Here is a 22,862-nt window from a genome sequence, read left to right on the forward strand (position 1 = left end):
TGGTTAGCAAAAGACTAACATTGTCAGGGAGGGTGCCCAAGCGGGGTGTGGCTTCTGTCCCGTTTCGGGAAGGATCAGATGCGGTCGGCCAGCAATTCCGCCAGCGCCTCGATCCCCCTGGCATCCTCAGCTGTGAAGCGGGCGGGGGTGGGGCTGTCGAGGTCGATCACCGCGATCACCGCCCCGTCGCGCAGCACCGGCACCACCAGCTCGCTCGCGCTGGCGGCGTCGCAGGCGATGTGGCCGGGGAAGGCGTGGACGTCCGCGACCAGCTGCGTCGCTCCGCCTGCCGCCGCCGCGCCGCACACGCCGCTGCCGAAGGGGATGCGGATGCAGGCCGGGCGGCCCACGAAGGGCCCGAGCACCAGCTCCTCGCCTTCGCCGGTCTTGGCGGGGGCCACGCGGTAGAACCCGGCCCAGTTGAGATCGGGCAGAAATTCCCACAGCAGCGCCGCGACATTGGCCATGTTGGCGACGCCGTCGGGCTCGCCCGCGGTCAGCGCACCCGCCGCGGCGAGGAGCTCGCGATAGAGTTCTTCCGCGGGAAGCGCTGCGGCGGGTTTGAAATCATACATGGGATAGGCCTTTCCTGTCCGGCGGCCGCAGGTTCACAGTTGCCGCAGTGGCTGCCGGGCTTTATCCCGTGCCACATGGCATTCTTCCGCAAAATCGCAATCGCTCTTGCTGTCTTCATCGTGGTGGCCGGAGCCGGGTTCTGGTTCGTGAGCCGCGGCGACACCGCCGATCTCAGCGTCGAGGAGGTCGCGGGGAAAGACCCGGTGCTGCAGGAGGCGGATGCCCAGACCTTCCCCACCGTGCAGGTCGCCGAGCCCGTGGGCTGGGCCGCGAATGAGGCGCCGACGCCCGCAGAAGGCCTCGACGTCGCCCGTTTCGCCGAGGGTCTCGACCATCCGCGCACGCTCTACACCCTCCCCAACGGCGACGTGCTGGTCAGCCTGACCCGCGCGCCCGAGGACAAGAATCGCGACACCGGGGTGATGGACGCGATCAAGGGCTGGATCGAAGGCATCCTGATGAGCAAGGCCGGCGCGACCGGCCAGTCGCCCAACCAGATCGTGCTGCTGCGCGATGCCGACGGCAACGGGACGGCGGAAACCCGCAAGGTGATCGCGCAGGAGGGCCTCGATTCGCCCTCGGGCCTCGCGTGGTTCGACGGGACGCTCTACATCGCCAACCACAATGCCGTGCTCGCCTTCCCCTATGCGCTGGGGGCCGATGCGGTGAGCGGGAAGGGGACCAAGATCATGGACCTCGCCCCCGGCGGCGGGCACTGGATGCGCAACCTCAAGCTCTCGCCCGATGGCAAGCAGCTCTATGTCGCGGTCGGCTCGGTCAGCAATGTCGGCGAGCAGGGCATGAAAATCGAGGAAGGCCGCGCGCTGATCTGGGAATATGACCTCACGACCAAGCGCCAGCGCCAGTTCGCGGCGGGCCTGCGCAACCCCAACGGGCTCGATTTCTCGCCCTGGAGCGGCGAGCTGTGGACCACGGTGAACGAGCGCGACATGCTCGGCAGCGACCTCGTGCCCGATTACCTCACCAACGTGCCGGTGGGCGCGCAATATGGCTGGCCCTGGGTCTATTACCGCACCCAGCGCGACCGCCGCGTCGATGCGCCGATGCCGCGCTTCCTGATGGAATATGTGAGGAAGCCCGAATTTGCGCTCGGGCCGCACGTCGCGGCGCTGGGCATGGTGTTCTCGAAGGAGGGCGACCGGATGGGGACGGGCTTTGCCGGCGGGGTCTTCATCGCGCGGCACGGCTCGTGGAACAGGAAGCCGCCCTCGGGCTATGACGTGGTCTTCGTCGACTTCGACGATCGCGGCAATCCCGTGGGCAAGCCCAAGCCGGTGCTGACCGGCTTCCTCAAGGACGACGGCACCACCCGCGGCCGCCCGACCTGGGTGACGTGGGGCGGTGACGGTTCGCTGCTGGTGTCGGACGACACCGCCGGGATCATCTGGCGCGTCCGCTCGCCCAGCGCCGCGCCCGCCCCCGCGATCGCGCGGCTCCAGGGCAAATCGCTTCCGCCCTCGGAGCTGATCGACCCGCGCGCGAAGTTCGAGGCGGATTACCTGCGCGAGCAGGCGGGGCAGAAGATCAACTAGAGGGTTTTGCCCGCCCGCCCGGCCAATTCAGTCGCGAATTGCAGCGCGGTGCGCCCTGAGCGGTTGCCGCGCTGGATCGCGAAGGCCATCGCCTCCTCGGGATCGAAGGCGAGGCCGAGCGGGGCGGTGTAGCCCTCCAGAATGGCGAGATAGGTGTCCTTGTCCGCCGGGTGGAAGCCCAGCGACAGCCCGAAGCGGTCGGCGAGCGCCAGCGCATCGTCGCGCTCGTCGCGTTCGTGGATCGCGGCGGAGGTATCCTGCCGCTCGACGATCCCGCGGCGGTTGGCGGTGACCACGAGGCGGATATGCGCCGGGCGCGGGGCGATGCCGCCTTCGAGCAGGCTCCTGAGCGCCAGCATCTCGGCGCGCGCCTCGGCCCCGAAGCCGAGATCGTCGATGAAGAGCAGGAAGGCGCGGGTCTCGCCCGCCAGCTCGGCGATCAGCGCGGGGAAGGTGGGGAGCGTGCCGGGGGCGAGCTGCACCAGCGCCAGCCCCGCCGTCTCCCTCTGCACATCCGCCACACAGGCGCGCACCAGCGCCGATTTGCCCATCCCGCGCGCGCCCCACAGCAGCGCGTCATGCGCCGCCGCGCCGCTCGCCAGTCGGGCGCACAAGTTGCGCAAGCCAACTTTCTGCGCCTCGATCCCGTGGAGCGCCTCGAGCGGCAGGGCATCGAGCACGGGCACCGGCCGCGCCCGCTCCCCCTCCCACACGTAAGCAGGCGCTCCCAGCCAGTCGGTCGGCGGCAGCGGCGCGGGCGCGAGGCGCTCCAAAGCGGCGGCGATCCGCTCCAGCGCGCCCCCATCCATGTCAGGCGACCAGCGCTTCGGCGGACAGGGCGTAGAGCAGTTCCGCCCCCGCCACCGCCCCGGCCTTCAGCCCCGCGGCCTCGGGCACGATCCGGTCGAGGAAGAAGCGCACCGTCACCGGCTTGGTCGCCGCGAGTTCGGGAGCGGCCCCGGCGGCAACGGCTGCTGCCTGCCTGGTCAACTGCCACCCGGCGACGCAGACTGCGGCCATGGTGCAGAAGGGGACGCTCCCCGCGAGGCGATCGTCGAGACTCGCATCGTCGCGCATCCAGCGGGCGACGCTGGCGCAGTCCATCGCCAGCGAAGCAAGGGCATATTCCTCGGCAGCCTCGCGCGCGATCTCTTCGAACAGCGCCACCAGCGCCTCGCCGCCCTCGAGCCCCAGCTTGCGGGTGACGAGGTCGGCAGCCTGGATGCCGTTGGTGCCCTCGTAGATCGGCGCGATGCGCGAATCGCGCCAGTGCTGCGCGGCGCCGGTCTCCTCGACGAAGCCCATGCCGCCGTGGATCTGGATGCCGAGGCCCGAGACCTCGACGCCGACATCGGTGCCCCATGCCTTGAGCAGGGGCACGAGAATCTCCGAACGGGTCTTCGCCGCCTCGTCGCCGAGATTCCCGCGATCAACCTGCCCCGCGCAGTAGTAGAGCAGCGCGCGCACGCCCTCGGTCAGCGCCTTCATGCGCAGGATCATGCGGCGCACGTCGGGGTGCTCGATGATCGCCACCGGGGTCTTGTCGGGCGAACCGGCGCGCGCCGACTGCACCCGGTCGCGCGCATAGGCGAGCGCCTGCTGCGTCGCCCGCTCGGCGATCTGCGCGCCCTGGTTGCCGACATTGATGCGCGCGTTGTTCATCATCGTGAACATCGCCGCGAGCCCCTTGTTGGGCGCGCCGACCAGCTCGCCGATGCATTCGCCGTTGTCGCCGTAGCTCATCACGCAGGTGGGCGAGGCATTGATGCCGAGCTTGTGTTCGAGGCTGACGCAGCGAAGGTCGTTCTTCGGCCCGAGCGAGCCGTCGGCGTTCACATGATACTTGGGCACCACGAAGAGGCTGATCCCGCGCGAGCCTTCCGGTGCGCCGGGGAGCCGCGCCAGCACGAGATGGATGATGTTCTTGGCGAGGTCGTGCTCACCCCAGGTGATATAAATCTTCTGGCCGGTGATCTTGTATTTGCCCGCGTGTTCGCCGTCCTCGATGGGCTCGGCGGTCGAGCGCAGCGCGCCGACATCGCTCCCGGCGGCGGGTTCGGTGAGGTTCATGGTGCCCGACCACTCGCCGCTCACCAGCTTGGGGAGATACATCGCCTGCTGGGCGGGGGAGCCGTGGTGCTCCAGCGCCTCGATCGCGCCCACGGAGAGCATCGGCAGCAGGGTGAAGGCCATGTTGGCCGCGCCGAGGTTCTCCAGAACGTTGCAGGCGAGGGTGAAGGGCAGGCCTTGGCCACCATGGGCGGCGGGGGAGGCGATGGCGTTCCAGCCCTGCTCGACATAGGCGTGATAGGCGGCCTCGAAGCCCTCGGGCAGGCGCACCACGCCGTTCTCGAGCTTCGCGCCCTCGAGATCGCCTTTGCGGTTGAGCGGCGCGAATTCTCCGGCGGCGAACTGGCCGACTCCGGCGACGATGGCCTCGACAAGGTCGGCCTCGGCATGGGCGAAGCGTTCGGTCTGCGCCAGCTCGCCAATCCCGGCATTGACGCGGATGGCGAGCAGCTGGTCGGCGGTCGGCGGGGTAAAGGGGGTCACTTTGGGGGCGTCCTTGAGGTGGGAAATTGCGCCCGGCCTTGGCAGGGCGGGCAAACGAATATAGCGCCGGGGCATGAGCGGCAAGAACGTTACGGAAGTGCGGCTGGCGGATGCCGCAGGGATCGCCGAGGCCGCGCGAATCCTCGAATCGGGCGGGTTGGTGGCGGTGCCGACCGAGACGGTTTACGGGCTGGCCGCGCGGGCGGATTCTGCCGAGGCTGTCGCAAAGATCTATGCTGCGAAGGGCCGGCCGGACTTCAACCCGCTGATCGTGCATGTGCGGGGGGTGGAGCAGGCGGAGCGCTATGCCGAATTCTCGGCGGAGGCGCGGGCATTAGCCGAAGCTCATTGGCCCGGGCCGCTGACGCTGGTGCTGCCCCGCCGTGCCGAAGCGGGGCTGGCGGCGGCGGTGACCGCGGGGCTCCCAACCATCGCTCTGCGCGCGCCCGCGCATCCGGTGATGCAGGCGCTGCTGGAGCAATGCGGCTTCCCGCTCGCCGCGCCTTCAGCCAACCGCAGTGGGTTCATCAGCCCGACTAGCCCTGCGCACGTCCTCGCCTCGCTCGACGGGCGGATCGACATAGTGCTGGACGGGGGGGCAACGCAGGCCGGGGTGGAATCGACCATCGTCGCCGTGCGCGCCGACGGGAGCGTCGAGGAACTGCGGCCGGGGCCGATCGCGGCGGGCACGCTGGGCGGGGGCAAGGGGATCGAGGCGCCGGGCCAGCTCGCCAGCCACTATGCCCCCGGCAAGCCCGTGCGGCTGAACGCGCTGGCGGCGGAGGAGGGCGAGTTCCTGATCGGCTTCGGTGCGGTGGCGGGGGATGTGACGCTGTCCGCCAGCGGCGACCTGACCGAGGCTGCCGCGCGGCTTTATGCGGCCTTGCACGAGGGCGCTCGCGCGGCTGCGCCGCGCATCGCGGTTGCCCCAGTGCCGGAGGAGGGCGTGGGGCGCGCGATCAATGACCGGCTGCAGCGGGCGGCGGCCTAATCGCTGTCCGGGCCTCCCGGTCCGGCCTTCCGCAATTCTTCGATCTCGGCATCGACCGCCTTTGCCGCGTCGCATGCGCCAGCATCGACGGAGCTGCACCGCTCCATGTGATAATTGTATGTCGCCTCAAGCTCGGCCAGCCGCTCTTCGTATTTTCGGATCTCCCGCCCGCGCTTCTCGTCGGCTTCGGACTGGCTGGTGGTGGCGAGGTCGACGCCCTTGCTCACTACCCGCACCGGCGCGGTGGCGACGCCGACCACGGCCTTGGCGAGGCACCCCTGGAGGGCGAGGGCGGCAAGCACGAGAGCGAGGATTCGGTGCGGGGACATGGCCCGCACAGTCTCGCTCAGGGCTTGCGATCTGGCAAACCCTATTCCGCGGGCTTTGCCGGAGCGGCGGGGGCGGCGGGCGCGGCCGGGATCGCCGCGCTCGCGCCGCCGCTGCCGGGCGAGCACGTCAGCGTGCCCGAGCCGAAGGCGTTGACGGTGCACTTGGCGCTGCCCGAAACCTTGATGTCGCCCGCGCCGCCGATGGTCGCCTCGACCGTCCCGTCCGAGGCGAAGGCGACGTCGCCGCTGCCGCCGATGGTGACTTCGGCCTGGTCGGCCTTGAGCGCGGGCATCTCGACCTCGCCCGCGCCGCCGATCAGCACCTTCAGCTCCTTTGTCGTGCCCGCGCCGCGCACCGTCCCGCTGCCGCCGATGTTGATGCCGAGGGTCTGGCCGGAGAACTTCTCGAATTCCACCGTGCCGCTGCCGCCGATATTGATCGCGGCCTCGCTGGCGAGGCCCTGCGCCTTGACCGTGCCTGCGCCGCCGATGATGATTTCCTTGGGGGCGGGCATGGTGATGCTGATGGTCGCGGTGCTGTTGCCGTTCCACCCCTCGACGCGGGTGATGCCGATCACCTCCTCGTCGCGCACGAAGCGCAAGGTGTCGGTGTCCTGCCCCTCGACCTTGATCGTGAAGGTGTTGCCCTCGGTGACGATCACGTTGTCGCCCGAGGCGAGGAAGACCTTGGGGGGCGCCGCGCCGGCGAGTTCGATTTCGGAGAGGGGCACGCCCTTCTGGCCGTTGATCTCGACATCGGCGCCGTCGCAGGCGGCGAGGGCGGCGGTGCCGGCGAGCAGCAGCGCGAGGCGGTGGTGGATCATGCGTGTCTCTCCCGTTGGCGTATTGCTGATGTAATACACCTTCGGGCGGGGTGCAAGGGGGCGGGCCTGCGCCGACGCCCAAACGAAAAGGGCCGCCCCGAAGGACGGCCCTTTCAAACTCTTGGCGGAGAAGCTTACGCTTCCTCGGCGGTGTCGTAGTACTGCGGCGCGTGTTCGCGCAGCACGTCGAGGATCTTGCCGAGCGCGGTGGGCTCGTCGGTCTCTTCCATCGCCGCCAGTTCGCGGGCGAGGCGGCTCGAGGCCGCTTCGAAGATCTGGCGTTCCGAGTAGGACTGCTCGGGCTGGTCTTCGGGGCGGAACAGGTCGCGGGTCACTTCGGCGATCGACACGAGGTCGCCCGAGTTGATCTTGGCTTCATACTCCTGCGCGCGGCGCGACCACATGGTGCGCTTGACCTTGGGCTTGCCCTTCAGCGTTTCCATCGCCTGCTTGAGGGTCTTGTCCGACGAAAGCTTGCGCATCCCGATCGCTTCGACCTTGTTGGTCGGCACCCGCAGGGTCATGCGCTCTTTCTCGAAGCGCAGCACGTAAAGCTCGAGCTGCATCCCGGCGATCTCTTCTTTCTGAAGCTCGATCACCCGGCCCACGCCGTGCTTCGGGTAGACAACATAATCGCCGACGGTGAATGCGTTCGCGGTGCTCGCCATGCACGTTCCTTTCAATCGGCCGACCTGGCAACGGGAGAGAGACGAAAAACCCGGCGGCGCGACCCAACCCCTCACGGGGCGAGCGCCGGGTGGACACGTCCGGTTAGGGGGTTGCTGGTGTCGGGCCTTCCTGGTTTCTGGACGCCTGCGCGGACGGGGTCCGGCGCGGTCACGACATTATATAGCACGTCTGCAACAAAATTGCGAGTCGGCGTTTGCGCAGGCCTGCCGGACTTTGCAGATGGCGCAAAAGGCGCGCGAAATCAGTCCCCGTCGCCCGGCGCGTCGCTGAAGTACTTCTCGAACTTGCCCTTTTCGCCCTTGAAGGCGTCGGCATCTTCCGGCGGGGCCTTCTGGCTGGTGATGTTGGGCCACACAGCCGAGAACTTGGTGTTGAGTTCGAGCCACTTTTCGAGCCCGTCCTCGGTGTCGGGAAGAATCGCCTCGGCCGGGCATTCCGGCTCGCACACGCCGCAGTCGATGCACTCGCTGGGGTTGATCACCAGCATGTTCTCGCCTTCGTAGAAACAGTCGACCGGGCACACTTCCACGCAGTCGGTGTACTTGCACTTGATGCAGTCTTCGGTGACGACGTAAGTCATTGCGGCTCTTTCACGAGAAGTCTTCGGGATCGCCGGACAGGACGCCCGGCACCGGCGCCGACGCGCCTATGGTCATTTGCCCTTTACGGTCAAGCGCGTCAGAATCAACCTCCCGATAATAGGTAGCGGCCACCTCGGGCGAGCCGCGCCGGTCGGGCAGGGCGAGGAGTTCGATCACCCGCACCCCGCTGCCCAGCGCGATCGTCAGCACATCCCCGATACGCGCCTGTTCGGAAGCCCGCAGCACATGCTTTCTGTTGCGGCGCAAAGCATGGGTATCGATCAGTGCCAGCGCGGCGGAGCGGGTGCGGGCAAAGCGCAGGTAGACGAGCAGCCGGTCGATCCTGATCGACTGCGCTCCGGTCATCCTTTGAGCAGGTCCGCCAGCTTGTCGAAGGCCCCCCCGGCGCGGGCGGGGCCGGTGTCGGGCTTGGGCAGGGGCGGACGGGTGTCGCGGGGCTTGCCGCCGCCGGGCTTGCCCCCGCCGGGGCGGTCACGCCGCTCGCCCTTGGGGCGATCGTCGCGCTTTTCGCGCTGCGGCTTGCCCTCGCCGGGACGATTGTCCTTGCGAGCGTCCTTGCGTTCGGGCTTGCCGTGCCGGGGGCGCTCGGCGCTGCGCGCCTCGCGGCGGGCTTCCCGCTCCTCGGGGCGGCGCGGGCGCCAGTACCAGCGGTCGGGAGCGGCGGGGCCTTGCGCGCCCTCGGGCAGCGCGCGGGCCTTGTCACAGCGGAAGCCCGCGCTGCCGAGCAACCGGCGGGCGTTCTCGGCCTCGAGCCCGACCGACACCGCCAGCGCGAGATCGAGCCGGAAGGAACGGTTGCGCTCCTTGGGGTGCGCCGCGACCACCTTGGCGCGGGCATCGAAGGCGGCGCGAAAAATCTTCTCGGCGAGGTCGACCCGGATCGCCTGGCTCCCGGCATAGCGGTATCCGGCGGGCAGGCGGCCCTTGGCCCAGCTACCCTCGGCGAGCACCGGCTGCATCGCCTCCTGCACCGCGCGGGTGTCGAGCCCCAGCGCGTGGAGCAGGCGGCGGGGGGCGGGCTTGAGCAGCGGCGCATCGAAGATGTCGAGCGCGCCGAAGGTCACGCCGAGCTTGCGCAGGTAGGGGCGCATTTCCTTGGGCAGGTTTTCGAGCCCTGCCTCCTCGCGGCTGATCACGCCGCGCGCTTCGATCAGGGTGATGACCAGCGCGCGCGCCTGCGACCCGGCGGCGGGATCGCGCGCGGCCTCGGCGAGCTTGCGCAGGGGTTCGAGCGGTTCGAGCTGCTGCTCCAGCCACGCCGTCAGGCCCACCTCCAGCTTCGCCTTGGCGCTATCGGGCAGCAGCGCGACATCGCGGGTGAGGGCGAGGCGCGGCGTGCCGAAATTGCCCGAGCCGGGGTGGCCCGGAAAGGCGATCTCGGCCAGCGCGCGGCCCTGCCAACGGATCGCGCCGCCGGAAATCTCCAGTTCGGCGATGCCCTTCGAGAGCAGCCACTCGGCCCGTTCCGCCAGCAGCGCCGGCAGCGCCTTTTCGCCCGCCGCCAGCAGCATCCGGCGGTCAGCCACGCCTGCCGAGGGATCGACATGGAAGCGGAAGCCCTCGAGCCGGCCGATGCTCTCGCCCTCCACCGTCAGGTGGCCGTCGGGTTCGAGGGTGACGGGCAGCGCACTCGCATCCTGCCCCAGCGATTTCATCAAGAGTGTCGTCCTTCGGTTCACGAAACGCTCGGTCAGCCGCGCGTGCAGCGCATCCGAGAGCTTCGCCTCGACCGCGCGCGCCCGCGCGGCCATTTCGTCACGCGCCAGCACCCAATCGGGGCGCTGGCAGATGTAGGCCCAGCTGCGAATCGCCGCAATCCGGCCTTGCAGCGTGTCGATGTCGCCCTGCATCCGGTCAAGCTCGGCGATGCGCGCGGCGACGAAATCGGCGCCGAGATAGCCGCCGCGCAGGTCGTCCCACAGGCGGGCGACGAAGCGGGCGTGCTGCTCCACGCCGAGATTGCGGAAGTCGGGGAGCGAGCAGGCCTCCCAGAAGCGCCGCACGCTCCCCGCGCCGCGCACGGTTTCGGCGATGGAGTCGCCCGCGAGGCGTTTCAGCACCGCAAGGTCGATGGCCTCGGGCGCGGCTTTGAGCACCGCATTGTCGGGCCGCGCTTCGAGATCGGCGATCAGGCTGGCAAGCGAATCGAAGCGCGGATCGGCCTCGCGCCAGAACAGGTGGGTGAGGGGCGCGAACTTGTGTTCCTCGATCGCGTAGACTTCCTCGTCGGTGAACTGGAGCGGTTCGCCGTCGCCCTTGCCTGTGCCCGAGAGCGTGCCGAAGGTGCCGTCGCGCTGGTGCCGACCGGCGCGGCCGGCGATCTGGGCCATTTCGCTCGGGGTGAGGCGGCGCTTGCGCCTCCCGTCGTATTTCGACAGCGCGGCGAAGGCGACGTGGTCGAGATCGAGGTTAAGCCCCATCCCGATCGCGTCGGTGGCGACGATGTAGTCGACCTCGCCCGCCTGGAACATCGCGACCTGCTTGTTGCGGGTCTCGGGCGAGAGTGCGCCCATCACCACCGCCGCCCCGCCGCGGAACCGCCGCAGGGCCTCGGCCATGGCGTAGACCTGTTCGACGCTGAAGGCGACCACGGCCGAGCGCTTGGGCAGGCGCGAGAGTTTGCACACGCCCGCATGGGAGAGCGTGGAAAAGCGCGGGCGGCTGGTGATCTCGGCCTTGGGGATCAGCGCTTTGACCATCGGCTCGAGCGTCGCGCTGCCGAGGATCATCGTCTCCTCGCGCCCGCGCATGTGCATCAGGCGGTCGGTGAAGATGTGCCCGCGCTCCGGGTCCGCGCCCAATTGCGCCTCGTCCAAGGCGACGAAGGCGACCTCGCCGGTGCTCCTCGGCATGGCCTCGGCGGTGCAGAGGAAATAGCGCGCCTCCGGCGGCTCGATCCGCTCCTCGCCGGTGATGAGGGCAACCTGCCTGTCGCCCTTGATCGCGCGCACCCGGTCATAGACCTCGCGCGCCAGAAGGCGCAGCGGGAAGCCCATCATGCCGCTGGAATGCCCGCACATCCGCTCGATCGCGAGATGCGTCTTGCCGGTGTTGGTCGGCCCGAGCACGGCGCGGACATGAGCGTCCTCGGCGGGACGGGGGGTGAGGGACTGGGGCACGACGCCGACGGTCATCGCAGGCTTGCAGCAGGGGGGCAAGGCCATGGGCGAGGCCCGCGCGGCGATACGCACAACACCTTATCGCACTCAGGGCCCGACTGGTCGCTGGTTAACGCCAGTTTTACTATGTTGTGCCAGAAAAATGCGACAAGGCTCCGCCCGGGGGCGGCGCAAGGCTCGCCTCCCAAGGGCACCGTTTCAAGGCACGATGTTGGATCATGCGCGCAGACTGACCGATCCGGGGGAGGGCCCGGAGGACGCCGGGGACACTCCCGGCGAGGGGGAAAGCCGCGCGCTCGCGATCATTCCGGCGTTCGATCCGGAGGAGGCGCGCGACCTCATCCCATACTTGCGCAACGGCAAGAAGCTCGCCCCGCCGACCTTCTCGCAGCGCATGCGGCGCAAGCTGGCAAAGCGCTGGGCGGCGCGCGCGGAGCGTTACGAAGCGTGGCGGCTTGACGCCTCGCAATGGTTCGACCGGCTCGACCTCGCCCCTGATCTCGCCGAGGATATTGGCAGCCGCCGCTGGCTGCGGGGCCTCGGCACGATGGTGGGGCTGGGCGCTCTGGCGCTTGCCTTCTGGCCCGACCTCACCCCGCTCGAAGCCCGCCCCGCCATGCCGCGCGGCGCGGCGGTCGATGCCGAGATGCGCAGCCAGATGATCCTGCCGCTTGCGCTGGGCGCCGATTCCGGCCGCCGGATGGGGCCGACCCAGGCGGTGATCCCCTTGAAGAGCGCGCCCGAGCGGCCGCAGATCCAGATGGTCGTGACCCTCGCCCCGGGTGACAGCTTCGCCTCGATGCTGCGCCGCGCGGGCGTGGCGGGCGAGGATATCGACCGCGCCGCCGCTCTCGTCGGGCAGGCCGTGGCGGTGGGCGACATCCAGCCGGGCACGCAGATGGACCTGATCCTCGGCCGCCGCACTGCGCCCGGCCAGCCGCGCCCGCTCGACAGCCTCTCGTTCCGCGCGCGGTTCGATCTTGAGCTGGCGCTGACCCGCCCGGGCGTCGGCCAGAGCAACCCCGACGGCACCCCCGTCGTCCCCTCTGGCCCGCTGGCGCTGGTGCGCAACGTGATCCGCGTCGACGAGACCCCCTTGCGCGTGCGCGGCGTCGTGGGGTCAAGCCTCTACCGCTCGATGCGCGCCGCCGGCGTGCCCGCCAGCGCGGTGCAGGAATACCTGAAAACGCTCGATTCGCAGATCGACATGGACCGCGAGGTCCGCCCGACCGACGAGTTCGACGTCATCCTCGCCTATCGCCGCGCCGCGACCGGCGAGCGCATGGCGGGGCAATTGCTCTATGCCGGGATCGACCGCAGCGGCGTGCCGCGCACCCAGCTGATGCGCTGGGGGAGCGAGGGGCGCTTCTACGAGGCCTCGGGCGTGGGCGAGCAGCGCCGCGGGCTGCTGGCGCCGGTGCCTGGGCCGGTCACCTCGAACTTCGGGATGCGCCGCCACCCGATCCTCGGCTACAACCGGATGCACGCCGGGATCGACTTCAAGGCGGCATATGGCACGCCGATCGTCGCGGTGAGCGACGGCAAGGTCAGCGCGGCGGGCCGTGCGGGCGGCTGCGGGATCGCGGTGCGGCTCGAACACGGCGGCGGGCTCTCGACCCGCTATTGCCACATGAGCCGCATGGCGGTAGCGCCGGGCATGAGCGTGCGGCGCGGGCAAGTGATCGGCTATGTCGGCTCCACCGGCCTCTCGACCGGCGCGCATCTCCACTACGAGATGTATCGCGGCGGGCGGGTGATCAATCCCTCGAGCGTCCAGTTCGTCAGCCGCGCGCTCCTTTCGGGCACCGAGCTGCTCGATTTCCGCCGCCAGCTGATCACGCTGAAGACGGTCGAGGTGGGCGCGGCGCTGAAGGAGCTTGCCCCTGCCCCCAGCGAGGTGAAGGCGCCGGGCCGCGAGATCGAGAAGGTGGCGGGCCCTACTCCCGCGCCGAAGACACCGTAAGGAACGCTTGTCGTCCAATATGGATTGGGCGTAAGTCTCGCGGCCATGACCGGACACTACCCCAACACCCGCCTGCGCCGCACGCGCGCCACGGCGTGGAGCCGCGCGCTGCAGCGCGAGACGATCCTCACGCCCGCGGACCTGATCTGGCCGCTGTTCGTCACCTCGGGGACGGGCGTCGAGGAGCCGATCGCCAGCTTGCCGGGCGTCTCGCGCTGGTCGGTCGACCTGATTGTCGCGCGGGCGAAGGAGGCGGTCGCCCTCGGCATTCCGGTGATCGCGCTGTTCCCCAACACGCCGAGGGAGCTGCGCAGCGACGACGGGGGCGAGGCGCACAACCCCGACAACCTGATGTGCCAGGCGATCCGCGCCATCAAGGACGCCTGCGGGGACTCCATCGGCGTGCTGACCGACGTGGCGCTCGACCCCTACACCTCGCACGGGCAGGACGGGCTGATCGACGGCGGCGGCTATGTCCTCAATGACGACACCGTGGCGTCGCTGGTCGATCAGGCGGTCAATCAGGCCAATGCCGGGGCGGACATCATCGCGCCCAGCGACATGATGGACGGCCGCATCGGCGCGATCCGCCGCGCGCTCGAGATGAACGGCCACGCGAACGTCCAGATCATGAGCTACGCCGCCAAATATGCGAGCGCCTTCTACGGCCCGTTCCGCGACGCGGTCGGCTCGGGCGGGCTGCTCAAGGGCGACAAGAAGACCTACCAGATGGACCCGGCCAACACCGACGAGGCCCTGCGCGAAGTGGCGATGGACATTGCGGAAGGGGCGGACTCGGTAATGGTCAAGCCCGGCCTCGCCTATCTCGACATCGCCCGGCGGGTGAAGGACGAGTTCCGCGTGCCGGTCTTCGCCTATCAGGTCTCCGGCGAATACGCGATGATCGAGGCCGCAGCGGCGGCGGGGGCGGGAGACCGCGATGCCTTGGTGCTCGAGACGCTGCTGGCGTTCAAGCGCGCCGGGTGCAGCGGCGTGCTCACCTACCACGCCGCCCACGCCGCCCGCCTGCTGAATGGCTGAGGCTGGCGCGCTCGAAACGCCGCGCCTGATCCTGCGCCCTCCGGTGGCGGAGGACCTGCCGTGGCTGCTCCAAGCCATGAACACCGAGGCCGTGATGCGCCACCTCGCCGGGGTGCGCACGCCCACGGAGGTCGAAGAGGGCCTCGCCTTCGACATCGCCGCCTTCGCCGCGCCCGAAGGGTACAAGCGCTGGACGGTATGGCTGCGTGACGGCGGGGTGAGGGTGGGCCGCGTCGGCCTGTTCCACCTGCGCTCCCCCGCCGCGCCGCCCGCCTTGCAGGGCCATCGCGAGATCGGCTGGACTTTCGCGCAAGACCATTGGGGCAAGGGCTATGCGACCGAGGCGGCCGAGGGGGCCCTCGGCTTCGCCTTCGGGGAAATGGGCCTGCCGCGCATCTACTCGCAGACCAGCGAGTCCAACGCCGCCTCGACCCGGATGATGCAGCGCCTCGGCTTCACCTTCCGGCCCGAACTCGGCTACGTCGACCCCGACTATCCTCCACAAGACAACCCGACGACGGTGTGGTCGCTGGACGCCCCGGCGTGACCACGCCCGTGCTCGTCACCGAGCGGCTGGTCCTGCGCCAGATCGGCGAGGACGACCTCGATCCGCACATGACGCTGCTCAACACCCCCGCGGTGATGGAGCATCTGGGCGGGGTGCAGCCGCGCGAAGTCATCGCCGCCAAGCACGCAGCCTCGCGCGAGGGGTTCGCCACCCGCGGCTATGGCTTCATGATCATGGAGGAGCGCGCGACCGGGGAGATGGTCGGCCATTGCGGGCTGCGCCATGTCGCCCATCCGCTCGCGCCCAACCCGGAGGACTTCGAGATCGGTTGGGTGGTGCGCGAGGATCGCTGGCGGCGGGGCTATGCTTTCGAGGCGATGCGGGCGGTGATCGATTGGGGTTTTGCCACCCACAATGCCCCCCGGATCGTCGCCATCACCACCGCGAGGAACGTCGGCAGCTGGCGGCTGATGGAGAAACTGGGCATGATTCGCGCTGCCCACCTTGATTTCAACGATCCGGCAATGCCACCCGCGTATAACCCCGCAATCCAATACGCGCTTGTGCAGGGGCAATGGGGACCGACGCCTTGACTGACGACATTTCTGCCGCGCCCGGTGCGGGCCCGCGCCGCTGGCTGTTTGCGGTGACGATCCTGACGGGGAGCTTCCTGTTGTTCCTCGTCCAGCCGCTGGTCGCGCGCCTCGCGCTGCCGCGCCTCGGCGGGGCGCCCAATGTCTGGAACAGCGCGATGCTGGTCTATCAGGCGTTGCTGCTGGGGGGCTATGCCTATGCCCACGCGCTGTCGCGGCTGGCGGTCGGGCGGCAGGCGCTGATCCATGTGACGCTGCTGGTCGCGGCGGCCTTCACCCTGCCGATCGCGCTCCCCGCGATTGCCCCGCCCGAGGCCGGGCAGGAGGCCTTGTGGGTGCCCTACCTGTTCCTGCTGACGATCGGCCCGGTGTTCTTCGTCGTCTCGGCGCAGGCTCCGCTGATGCAGCAATGGTTCGCCGCGCACCCCAAGGCGGGCGATCCCTATCCGCTCTACGCCGCCTCCAACCTCGGGAGCTTTGCGGGCCTGCTCGCCTATCCGCTGCTGGTCGAGCCGCTGCTGCCGCTGGGCGAGCAGAGCCGTTACTGGGCCGCGGGCTACGGCGCGCTGGTGGTGCTGGTGGCGCTCGCCGGCCTCGCGCGCCGCACCGCGCCCGCCCCGGCGGTGATCGCCGCCGCTTCGGAGACGGAAGCGGGCCCCGCCCCCGACGCCAAGCGCATCGCGCTGTGGCTGGCGCTCTCGGCGGTGCCTTCGGGGCTGATGCTCTCGACCACCACCCACCTCACCACCGACATCTTCGCGATGCCGCTGCTGTGGGTGATCCCGCTCGGGCTGTACCTCCTGTCCTTCAGCCTCGCCTTTGCCGAGAAGCGCGGCCTTGCCCGGGTGATGACCGTGATCGCGCCCGTCGTGATCGCCGCCGCGGGCGCTCTCGCGATGCTCGGCTCCTCGCGCCCGAGCATGCTCGCGGTCGCGGCGAGCCTGACGCTGCTGTTCGTGGTCGCGGTGGCGCTCCACGCGCGGCTCTACGAGGAGCGGCCCGAACCGGCGCGCCTCACCCAGTTCTACCTCGTGATGTCGGCGGGCGGCGTGCTCGGCGGGCTGTTCACCGCGCTGATCGCGCCGCTGGTGTTCGACTGGACGTGGGAGCACCCGCTGCTGATCCTCGCCGCGGCCGCGCTGTTGCCGCTGGGCCGCTGGCAGGGCCTCCTCGCCCGGCTGTTCCCGAGCGAGCAGGGCGCGCGGCTCGGCATCATCGCGCTGCTCTTCGCGCTGTTCATCGGGGCGATGCGGCTGTTCGATCGCTCGATGCTGAACGACGATTGGGGCATCATCGACCTCGCGATCTTCGCCGCACTGATTGCCGCCGCGGTGCTGCTCGCCGCTCGGCGCTGGGCCTTCGTCGCCGCCTGCGCCGCGCTGATCGCGGCGCTGGGCGCGATGGTGCAGGCGCAGACCAGCTTTGCCGGGCTTCGCAGCCGCAGCTATTTCGGGATCTACACCGTGCGTGACGGGACCGATGGCTTGCGCCAGCTGATCCACGGCACCACCCTCCACGGGGTGCAGCGCCTGGAGACCGGGATCCTCGAGCCCACCACCTATTACGGGCGCGAGGCGGGCGTCGGTCTGGCGCTCGCCAAGGCCCCGGCGATGTTCGGGGACAAGGCGCGGGTTGGTGTCGTGGGTCTCGGGGTGGGCACGCTCGCGTGTTACAAGCAGCCGGGCCAGACCTGGACCTTCTTCGAGATCGACCCGGCGGTGCTCGACTATTCGACCCGCGGGCAGTTCACCTTCATGAAGTCCTGCGCGCCCGAGGCCCCCACGGTGATCGGCGATGCGCGCTTGCAGCTCGAGAAGCTGCCGGCGGGAAGCTTCGACATTCTGGTGGTCGACGCCTTCTCCTCCGACGCGATCCCGCTCCACCTGATGACGAAGGAAGCGCAGGAGGGCTATTTCCGCACGCTCGCCCCGAACGGCCTGCTGCTGATGCACATCTCCAACCGCTTCATCCGGCTGGAGCCGGTGCTCGCGGCGCTGGCGAAGGAGGGCAAGCTGGCATCTGCCGTGCGGATCGACAGCCCCACGGGGATGGGCCAGACCGGATCGACCTGGGTGGCGATGTCGCGCGATCCGGCTCAGCTCAAGGCGCTCACCGCCGACGGCAAGTGGCGCCCGCTCGCCCCGCCCGCGGCCGAGGTGTGGCGCGACGACTATGCCTCGATCCTGCCGCATCTGATCTGGAAGAATTTCCACTGAGGGAACCGCAATGAACCGTCCCGGCGTCAACATCATCCCGATCCACGGCAAGACCCCGAAGATCCACGAGACCGCCTTCATCGCGCCGGGCTGCACGATCATCGGCGATGTCGAGATCGGGGAGGGCTCCTCGATCTGGTACAACTGCGTGCTGCGCGCCGACGTGTTCACGATCCGCATCGGCAAGCGGACCAATGTGCAGGACGGCTCGATCCTCCACTGCGACCCGCCGCGCCCGGGCGATCCCGAAGGCTCGCCGCTGGTGATCGGAGACGATGTGCTGATCGGCCACATGGCGATGGTCCACGGCTGCACGATCCACGACCGCGGCTTCGTCGGCCTCGGTGCGATCGTGATGAACAAGGCGGTGATCGGGAGCGACGCGATGCTCGCGGCGGGGGCGATGCTGACCGAGGGCAAGGTGATCGAGCCGCGCGAGCTGTGGGGCGGTCGTCCGGCGCGCAAGATGCGCGATCTCGACGAGGGCGCGATCATGGGCATGCGCATCGGCACGGCACATTATGCCGAGAACGCGAAGCACCACGCGGCGGCGGTGGCGGCGGCGCTCGGCGAGGGCTGATGGCGCGGCCTCCGGCGCAATTGCCGGAAATGGAGGCGCTGAGAGAGCGGCTCGACGCCCAGGGGCGTCTCGCCGTCAAGGTGACGCCCGGCGCGCGCGAGGAGAGCGTCACGCTCACCGATGCGGCGGTGCTGGTGAAGGTGCGCGCGCCTGCCGACAAGGGCGCGGCCAACGAAGCGGTGCTTGCGGTGGTGGCGCGGGCGCTCGGGCTGGCGCCCTCGCGGGTGAGGTTGTTGCGCGGCGCGACTTCGCGGGAGAAGCTGCTGGCGGTGGAGCTTTAAAGCGTCCGGGCGATGGCCAACAGGGCCAGCGCGGCAAGGGCGGCGAGGGAGGCGGCCCAGAGCGGCGCAGCAAGGCAGAGTGCCCCGCCGCACACCGCACCCAGTGCGAGCGCGCTCCACAAGAGGCCGTAGCCGCGGGTGGAAGCGAGCGGCTCGCCAGCCAGCCTTGCTGCCACGCCCTGCCCGAAGCGCACCAGCGCCCCGGTCATGTAGGTGACGCCGACACTCACCTCCCCATCGCGGACGAAGACGTTGTTGGCGATGCCCATCGCCATCGCCGATGCCCCGAGGAAGAGCATCGGGAACCCGCCTGCGAATAACCCTGCGCCCGTGTTCAGCAACGCCGCGACCAACGCCAGCAGCACCGCCTCGCGCCTTGCCTCGTTGCGGCGGCCTATGGCCGCGCCGCTGATCACGCCGGTCAGGAAAGCCGCAATCAGCCCCAGCGGGGCGAGTGCCAGTACGGGGGAGTGCACCAGCTCCACCCCCATCCGCGTGGTGTTGCCCGACATGAAGGAGGTGAAATAGCCCCCCGCCACCACGAACCCGGTCGCATCCACCAGCCCCGCAAGCGCGGCCAGCCCGAGGGCGAGGCGTTGGCGCGCGGGGTCGTAGCGGTGCATCTCAGGCGGGGTTGGGCTGCTTCATGTATTTGAACATGTAGCCGACAAAATCCGCCTTGCCGAGGGGAAGGCCCTCGGCGCGCAGGATCGCGTAGGCGGTGGTCATGTGGAAATAGAACTGCGCCATCGCCCAGTCGCGGCAATATTCGTGTGCCTGCATGGCGAAGGTCATGCCGTTGGGGAGGGTGAACTCGACCTGATCGCCGGCGGCGGGCCAGGTGGCGGGATCGCTCGCCGCGACCAGCGCCTTGGTGGCTGCGATCCGCTCGCGGGCTTCGGCGAAGGTCGCGGGGTCGGTGTCGCTCGAGGTGAATTCGAGGCCCGTCAGCCGCGCCAGCGCCTCGCCCGGCATGTTGCAGATGAAGCGGATCTGGGTCGCGAGCGGGAACATGTCTTCGGCCAGCCGCGCTGCGAGCAGCGCCTCGCCCTTCTCGTGGGCCTCGCCCTTGGTGACGATGTGGTCGAGCGTGCCGAGCATGTTGGCGTAGGTGGCAAGGGCGGCGGTGGCGAAGGACACAATCTCTCTCCGGTTGCGATTTGCAACCTATTTGCGACGCGCGCGGCCATTCGTCAATCCCTCACGCCTCCCCATCTCGTCATTGCGAGGAGCCGGAGGTGACGAAGCAACCCATGGCCGGACGGCGCATCAAGCCGAAAGGTTCGGCCATGGATTGCCGCGTCGGCCCTGTGGGCCTCCTCGCAACGACGAAGGGGTGATCTAATCCTTGATCAACGCCCGCAAACCCTCGATCCGGTCCGCTTCATGCGCGGGCTTGTCCCAGCGGATGCGGTGGATGCGGGGGAAGCGCATCGCGAGGCCGGACTTGTGGCGCTTGCTGGTGTGGACCGAATCGAAGGCGACCTCGAACACCAGCTCGCGCTTCACTTCTCGCACCGGGCCGAATTTGTTGAGGGTGTTCTGCCGCACGAAGCGGTCGAGCTTTTTCAGCTCCTCGTCGGTGAAGCCCGAATAAGCCTTGCCGACCGGCAGCAGCTCCGCCCCCGTATCCGGGTCGCCGTCCCAGCAGCCGAAGGTGTAGTCGCTGTAGAAGCTCGAGCGCTTGCCGCTGCCGCGCTGGGCATACATCACCACGCAGTCGACCAGCAGCGGATCGCGCTTCCACTTGTACCACAGCGCGACCTTGCGGCCCGCCACATAGGGGCTCTCGCGGTGCTTGAGCATCAGCCCCTCGATCGCCTCGTCGCGCGCTGTGTCGCGGATGCGGGCGAGGGCTTCGAAGTCCTCGGCCTCGACCAGCTGGGAGAGGTCGAAGTGGCTGGCGGGCAGGCGCGGCATCAGTGTTTCGAGAGTCGCGCGGCGCGACTTCCACGGGGCCTCGCGCCAGTCCGTCCCTTCGAGCAGCAGCACGTCGTAGAGGCGCACGAAAGCGGGGTAATCGCGCAGCATTGCCTTGGACACGGTCTTGCGCCCGAGCCGCTGCTGGAGCGCGTTGAAGCTCGCCGCACCCCAGGCCTCACCACCTTGCGCCGAGCCGCGCACCAGCAATTCGCCGTCGAGCACCGCGTCGATCGGCAGCACGTCGAGGAGTTCGGGGAACGTCGCCGAGATATCGTCGCCCGAGCGCGAATAGACCCGCGTCTCGCCACCGGCCCGCACCAGCTGCACGCGGATCCCGTCCCACTTCCACTCGGCGGCGTAGTCGGCCAGGTCGACCACCCCGTCCTCAAGCGGATGGGCGAGCATGAAGGGGCGGAAGCGCGGGGTATGGGCGAGGTCGGGCGCGGGGGCCGCGCCGGTGGCCCAGGCGAACAGTTCGGCATAGGGCGGCGCGAGGGCGTGCCAATATTCCTCGACCTCCTCGACCGCCACACCAAACGCCTGCGCAAAGGCAGTCTTGGCGAGCCGCGCCGAGACGCCGACGCGCATTCCCCCGGTGGCGAGCTTGATCAGCGCATAGCGGCCCTTGGCATCGAGCCGATCGAACAGCGCGGGGAGTTCGCGCGGGGCGGTGGCGCGGCTGAGGGCGGCTAGGCGCTCGACCACTTCGACCAGCGACAGGTCGGGCTGGGGCGCGGCCTCCTGCGGTTCGGGCCACAAAAGGCTCGCGGTCTCCGCCGTATCGCCGACGAAATCGCGGGAGAGCGCCCACAGCACCGGATCGACCCGCTCCATCATCAGATTGCGGATGGTCGAGGACTTCACCGCCGGAAAATCGAGCCCGTCGGTCAGCGCGGCCAAGGCCCAACCACGGTCAGGATCGGGGGCCTCGCGCAGATAGGCCGCGATCAGCGCCAGCTTGCGGTTGCGGCTGGTGGTGTAGACCAGCGCATCGAGCAGGGCGGCGAACTCCTCCATCAGCGCCCCCCAACACATTCATTGCGCAGCCATATGGATGCGCTAGAGCGCGTTGCTGACATCCGTGTCAGCCTATCGTCCATCAAGGAAACCGCTCCATGAAGTTCGCGCCTTTTGCTGCCCTCGGCCTTGCTCTTGCCGCCGTGACTGCCCCTGCCGCCGCGCTGGCGCAGGACACTGCCACCCCCGCGCCGGCTCCGGCCTTCTCCATCGACACCCCGATCGAGACCCTGATGGCCGACGAACGCGCCAAGGCGGTGGTGACCGCGAATTTCAACGGGATGGATATCACCCAGCACCCGGCCTACGAGCAGTTCAAGTCGCTGAGCCTCAAGGCGCTCGCGCCCTTCTCGCAGGGCCTCATCACCGAGGAAATGCTGGCCAAGATCGCCGCCGAGCTGGCCGCGATCAAGTAAGACCGATCCGGGGGCGGGGGTGCTAGTCATCCTCGTCCTCGTATCCCACCAGCGCCAGCGCGCGGGCGCGGCGCTGGTTCAGCTCGCACCAGCGCAGCAGCGCTTCCTCGCGGCCATGGGTGATCCAGGTCTCCTGCGGGTTCACCTCGGTGATGGTGCGGGTGAGTTCGTTCCAGTCGGCATGGTCGGAGATGACCAGCGGCAGCTCGACCCCGCGCTGCCGGGCGCGCTGGCGCACGCGCATCCAGCCGCTCGCCATCGCGGTGACGGGTTCGGGCAGGCGGCGGCTCCAGCGGTCATTGAGCGCTGACGGGGGCGCGAGGATGATGCCCCCGCGCATCGCGTCCTTCGAGGGCGCGTCGCTGACCAGCCTCAGGTCGCCCAGCGCCACGCCGTGTTCTTCATAGAGCCGGCACATCGCCTCCATCGCGCCGTGGAGCCATATCGTGTCGGTGTGGCCCGCCGCGCGCAGCTCGGCGATCACCCGCTGCGCCTTGCCGAGCGCATAGGCGCCGACAAGGATGCAGGAATCGGGGTTGTCCGCGCGCGCTTCCAGCAACTTGCCGATCTCCTCGCCGATGGGGGGATGGGTGAAGACGGGAAGGCCGAAGGTCGCCTCGGTGATGAAGATGTCGCAGGGGGTGACTTCGAAGGGCGCGGCTGTGGGATCGGGCGCGCGCTTGTAGTCGCCGGTGATGATGACCCGCTCGCCCGCGTGTTCGAGCAGGATTTGCGCTGAGCCGAGCACGTGACCGGCAGGCAGGTAGGTCGCCGTGACCCCGCCGCCGATGCTGACGGTTTCGCCGTATTCGACAGGCGAGGCACCCTCGCGCGTCTGATACCGCAGTTCCATGATCGCGAGCGTCGCGGGGGTGGCGATGGTGATGCCGTGCCCGCCGCGCGCGTGGTCGGCGTGGCCATGTGTCACCAGCGCGCGGGGCACGGGCCGCGAGGGGTCGACCCAGGCGTCGGCGGGGACGATGTGGATGCCCCAGGGCTCGGGCCTGATCCAGGAGAATGGGGCGGAGGTCATGGGGGAGATACGGGAATCGGGTGGTTTGAGTTCCGTGAAATTCCCACCCCCAGT

Annotated in this window: 23 protein-coding genes; 10 read left to right on the plus strand and 13 right to left on the minus strand. The window is 69.3% G+C overall.

The window, feature by feature from the left end:
- Nucleotides 1-74: 74 nt before the first annotated feature.
- Complete coding sequence (locus PFX90_RS10580) at nt 75-575, minus strand: GAF domain-containing protein (RefSeq protein WP_285712408.1); 501 nt, start codon at nt 573-575, stop codon at nt 75-77.
- 75 nt (nt 576-650) lie between these two features.
- Here PFX90_RS10580 and PFX90_RS10585 point away from each other — a divergent pair, with 75 nt between their 5' ends.
- Nucleotides 651-2,129, plus strand: coding sequence for a PQQ-dependent sugar dehydrogenase (locus PFX90_RS10585; RefSeq protein WP_285712409.1), 1,479 nt, complete (start codon nt 651-653; stop codon nt 2,127-2,129).
- Here PFX90_RS10585 and PFX90_RS10590 read toward each other — a convergent pair.
- A complete protein-coding gene (locus PFX90_RS10590) occupies nt 2,126-2,938 on the minus strand; it encodes a DUF815 domain-containing protein (protein ID WP_285712410.1) in 813 nt (270 codons plus the stop codon). The genes PFX90_RS10585 and PFX90_RS10590 overlap by 4 nt on opposite strands.
- A gap of 1 nt (nt 2,939) precedes the next feature.
- Nucleotides 2,940-4,682 (minus strand): acyl-CoA dehydrogenase family protein, encoded by a 1,743-nt coding sequence (locus PFX90_RS10595; RefSeq protein WP_285712411.1) that lies wholly within the window; start codon nt 4,680-4,682, stop codon nt 2,940-2,942.
- Nucleotides 4,683-4,755: 73 nt separating this feature from the next.
- Here PFX90_RS10595 and PFX90_RS10600 point away from each other — a divergent pair, with 73 nt between their 5' ends.
- The gene (locus PFX90_RS10600; RefSeq protein WP_285712412.1) at nt 4,756-5,673 is read left to right on the plus strand and encodes an L-threonylcarbamoyladenylate synthase; all 918 of its coding nucleotides are present in this window, start codon (nt 4,756-4,758) and stop codon (nt 5,671-5,673) included.
- Here PFX90_RS10600 and PFX90_RS10605 read toward each other — a convergent pair.
- The 6 genes from PFX90_RS10605 to PFX90_RS10630 all read right to left on the minus strand — a co-directional run bounded on the left by PFX90_RS10605 (nt 5,670) and on the right by PFX90_RS10630 (nt 11,252).
- Entirely contained in the window at nt 5,670-6,002 is a 333-nt protein-coding gene (locus PFX90_RS10605; protein WP_285712413.1) for a hypothetical protein, read from the minus strand. The two genes, PFX90_RS10600 and PFX90_RS10605, sit on opposite strands and share 4 nt — an antisense overlap.
- 41 nt (nt 6,003-6,043) lie before the next feature.
- Nucleotides 6,044-6,826, minus strand: coding sequence for a GIN domain-containing protein (locus PFX90_RS10610; protein WP_285712414.1), 783 nt, complete (start codon nt 6,824-6,826; stop codon nt 6,044-6,046).
- Between the two features lie 134 nt (nt 6,827-6,960).
- Nucleotides 6,961-7,494, minus strand: coding sequence for a CarD family transcriptional regulator (locus PFX90_RS10615; RefSeq protein ID WP_285712415.1), 534 nt, complete (start codon nt 7,492-7,494; stop codon nt 6,961-6,963).
- Between the two features lie 263 nt (nt 7,495-7,757).
- Nucleotides 7,758-8,096, minus strand: coding sequence for a ferredoxin FdxA (fdxA, locus tag PFX90_RS10620; RefSeq protein WP_285712416.1), 339 nt, complete (start codon nt 8,094-8,096; stop codon nt 7,758-7,760).
- 10 nt (nt 8,097-8,106) lie between these two features.
- The gene (locus PFX90_RS10625; RefSeq protein WP_285712417.1) at nt 8,107-8,463 is read right to left on the minus strand and encodes an RNA-binding S4 domain-containing protein; all 357 of its coding nucleotides are present in this window, start codon (nt 8,461-8,463) and stop codon (nt 8,107-8,109) included.
- On the minus strand, nt 8,460-11,252 hold the full coding sequence (locus tag PFX90_RS10630) for a helicase-related protein (protein ID WP_285712418.1): 2,793 nt from the start codon (nt 11,250-11,252) through the stop codon (nt 8,460-8,462). The genes PFX90_RS10625 and PFX90_RS10630 overlap by 4 nt, the downstream gene beginning before the upstream one ends.
- 193 nt (nt 11,253-11,445) lie before the next feature.
- Here PFX90_RS10630 and PFX90_RS10635 point away from each other — a divergent pair, with 193 nt between their 5' ends.
- Genes PFX90_RS10635 through PFX90_RS10665 form a run of 7 tightly spaced genes read left to right on the plus strand, consistent with a single transcriptional unit; the run spans nt 11,446 to nt 18,419 of the window.
- Nucleotides 11,446-13,200 (plus strand): M23 family metallopeptidase, encoded by a 1,755-nt coding sequence (locus tag PFX90_RS10635; protein ID WP_285712419.1) that lies wholly within the window; start codon nt 11,446-11,448, stop codon nt 13,198-13,200.
- A gap of 45 nt (nt 13,201-13,245) precedes the next feature.
- Nucleotides 13,246-14,241, plus strand: coding sequence for a porphobilinogen synthase (gene hemB, locus PFX90_RS10640; protein WP_285712420.1), 996 nt, complete (start codon nt 13,246-13,248; stop codon nt 14,239-14,241).
- Nucleotides 14,234-14,788 (plus strand): GNAT family N-acetyltransferase, encoded by a 555-nt coding sequence (locus PFX90_RS10645; protein ID WP_285712421.1) that lies wholly within the window; start codon nt 14,234-14,236, stop codon nt 14,786-14,788. Before hemB ends, PFX90_RS10645 begins: the two co-directional genes overlap by 8 nt.
- On the plus strand, nt 14,785-15,342 hold the full coding sequence (locus PFX90_RS10650; RefSeq protein WP_285712422.1) for a GNAT family N-acetyltransferase: 558 nt from the start codon (nt 14,785-14,787) through the stop codon (nt 15,340-15,342). The genes PFX90_RS10645 and PFX90_RS10650 overlap by 4 nt, the downstream gene beginning before the upstream one ends.
- Nucleotides 15,324-17,558, plus strand: coding sequence for a fused MFS/spermidine synthase (locus PFX90_RS10655; protein WP_285712423.1), 2,235 nt, complete (start codon nt 15,324-15,326; stop codon nt 17,556-17,558). The genes PFX90_RS10650 and PFX90_RS10655 overlap by 19 nt, the downstream gene beginning before the upstream one ends.
- A 10-nt stretch (nt 17,559-17,568) precedes the next feature.
- Nucleotides 17,569-18,138 (plus strand): gamma carbonic anhydrase family protein, encoded by a 570-nt coding sequence (locus PFX90_RS10660; RefSeq protein ID WP_285712424.1) that lies wholly within the window; start codon nt 17,569-17,571, stop codon nt 18,136-18,138.
- Nucleotides 18,138-18,419 (plus strand): DUF167 domain-containing protein, encoded by a 282-nt coding sequence (locus PFX90_RS10665; RefSeq protein WP_285712425.1) that lies wholly within the window; start codon nt 18,138-18,140, stop codon nt 18,417-18,419. Before PFX90_RS10660 ends, PFX90_RS10665 begins: the two co-directional genes overlap by 1 nt.
- Here PFX90_RS10665 and PFX90_RS10670 read toward each other — a convergent pair.
- The 3 genes from PFX90_RS10670 to PFX90_RS10680 all read right to left on the minus strand — a co-directional run bounded on the left by PFX90_RS10670 (nt 18,416) and on the right by PFX90_RS10680 (nt 21,359).
- On the minus strand, nt 18,416-19,042 hold the full coding sequence (locus PFX90_RS10670; protein ID WP_285712427.1) for a YoaK family protein: 627 nt from the start codon (nt 19,040-19,042) through the stop codon (nt 18,416-18,418). The two genes, PFX90_RS10665 and PFX90_RS10670, sit on opposite strands and share 4 nt — an antisense overlap.
- Nucleotide 19,043: 1 nt before the next feature.
- Complete coding sequence (locus tag PFX90_RS10675; RefSeq protein WP_285712428.1) at nt 19,044-19,559, minus strand: DUF1993 domain-containing protein; 516 nt, start codon at nt 19,557-19,559, stop codon at nt 19,044-19,046.
- Nucleotides 19,560-19,760: 201 nt separating this feature from the next.
- Entirely contained in the window at nt 19,761-21,359 is a 1,599-nt protein-coding gene (locus PFX90_RS10680) for a cisplatin damage response ATP-dependent DNA ligase (protein ID WP_285712429.1), read from the minus strand.
- Nucleotides 21,360-21,457: 98 nt separating this feature from the next.
- Here PFX90_RS10680 and PFX90_RS10685 point away from each other — a divergent pair, with 98 nt between their 5' ends.
- Entirely contained in the window at nt 21,458-21,775 is a 318-nt protein-coding gene (locus PFX90_RS10685; RefSeq protein WP_285712430.1) for a hypothetical protein, read from the plus strand.
- Between the two features lie 22 nt (nt 21,776-21,797).
- On the opposite strand, the gene PFX90_RS10690 is transcribed toward PFX90_RS10685, so the two are convergent.
- Nucleotides 21,798-22,808: a ligase-associated DNA damage response exonuclease gene (locus PFX90_RS10690; protein ID WP_285712431.1), complete on the minus strand. Its 1,011-nt coding sequence runs from the start codon at nt 22,806-22,808 to the stop codon at nt 21,798-21,800.
- Nucleotides 22,809-22,862 lie beyond the last annotated feature (54 nt).

The organism is Erythrobacter oryzae (assembly GCF_030271515.1).
In the GTDB taxonomy this organism is placed as follows: Bacteria; Pseudomonadota; Alphaproteobacteria; order Sphingomonadales; family Sphingomonadaceae; genus Erythrobacter; species Erythrobacter oryzae.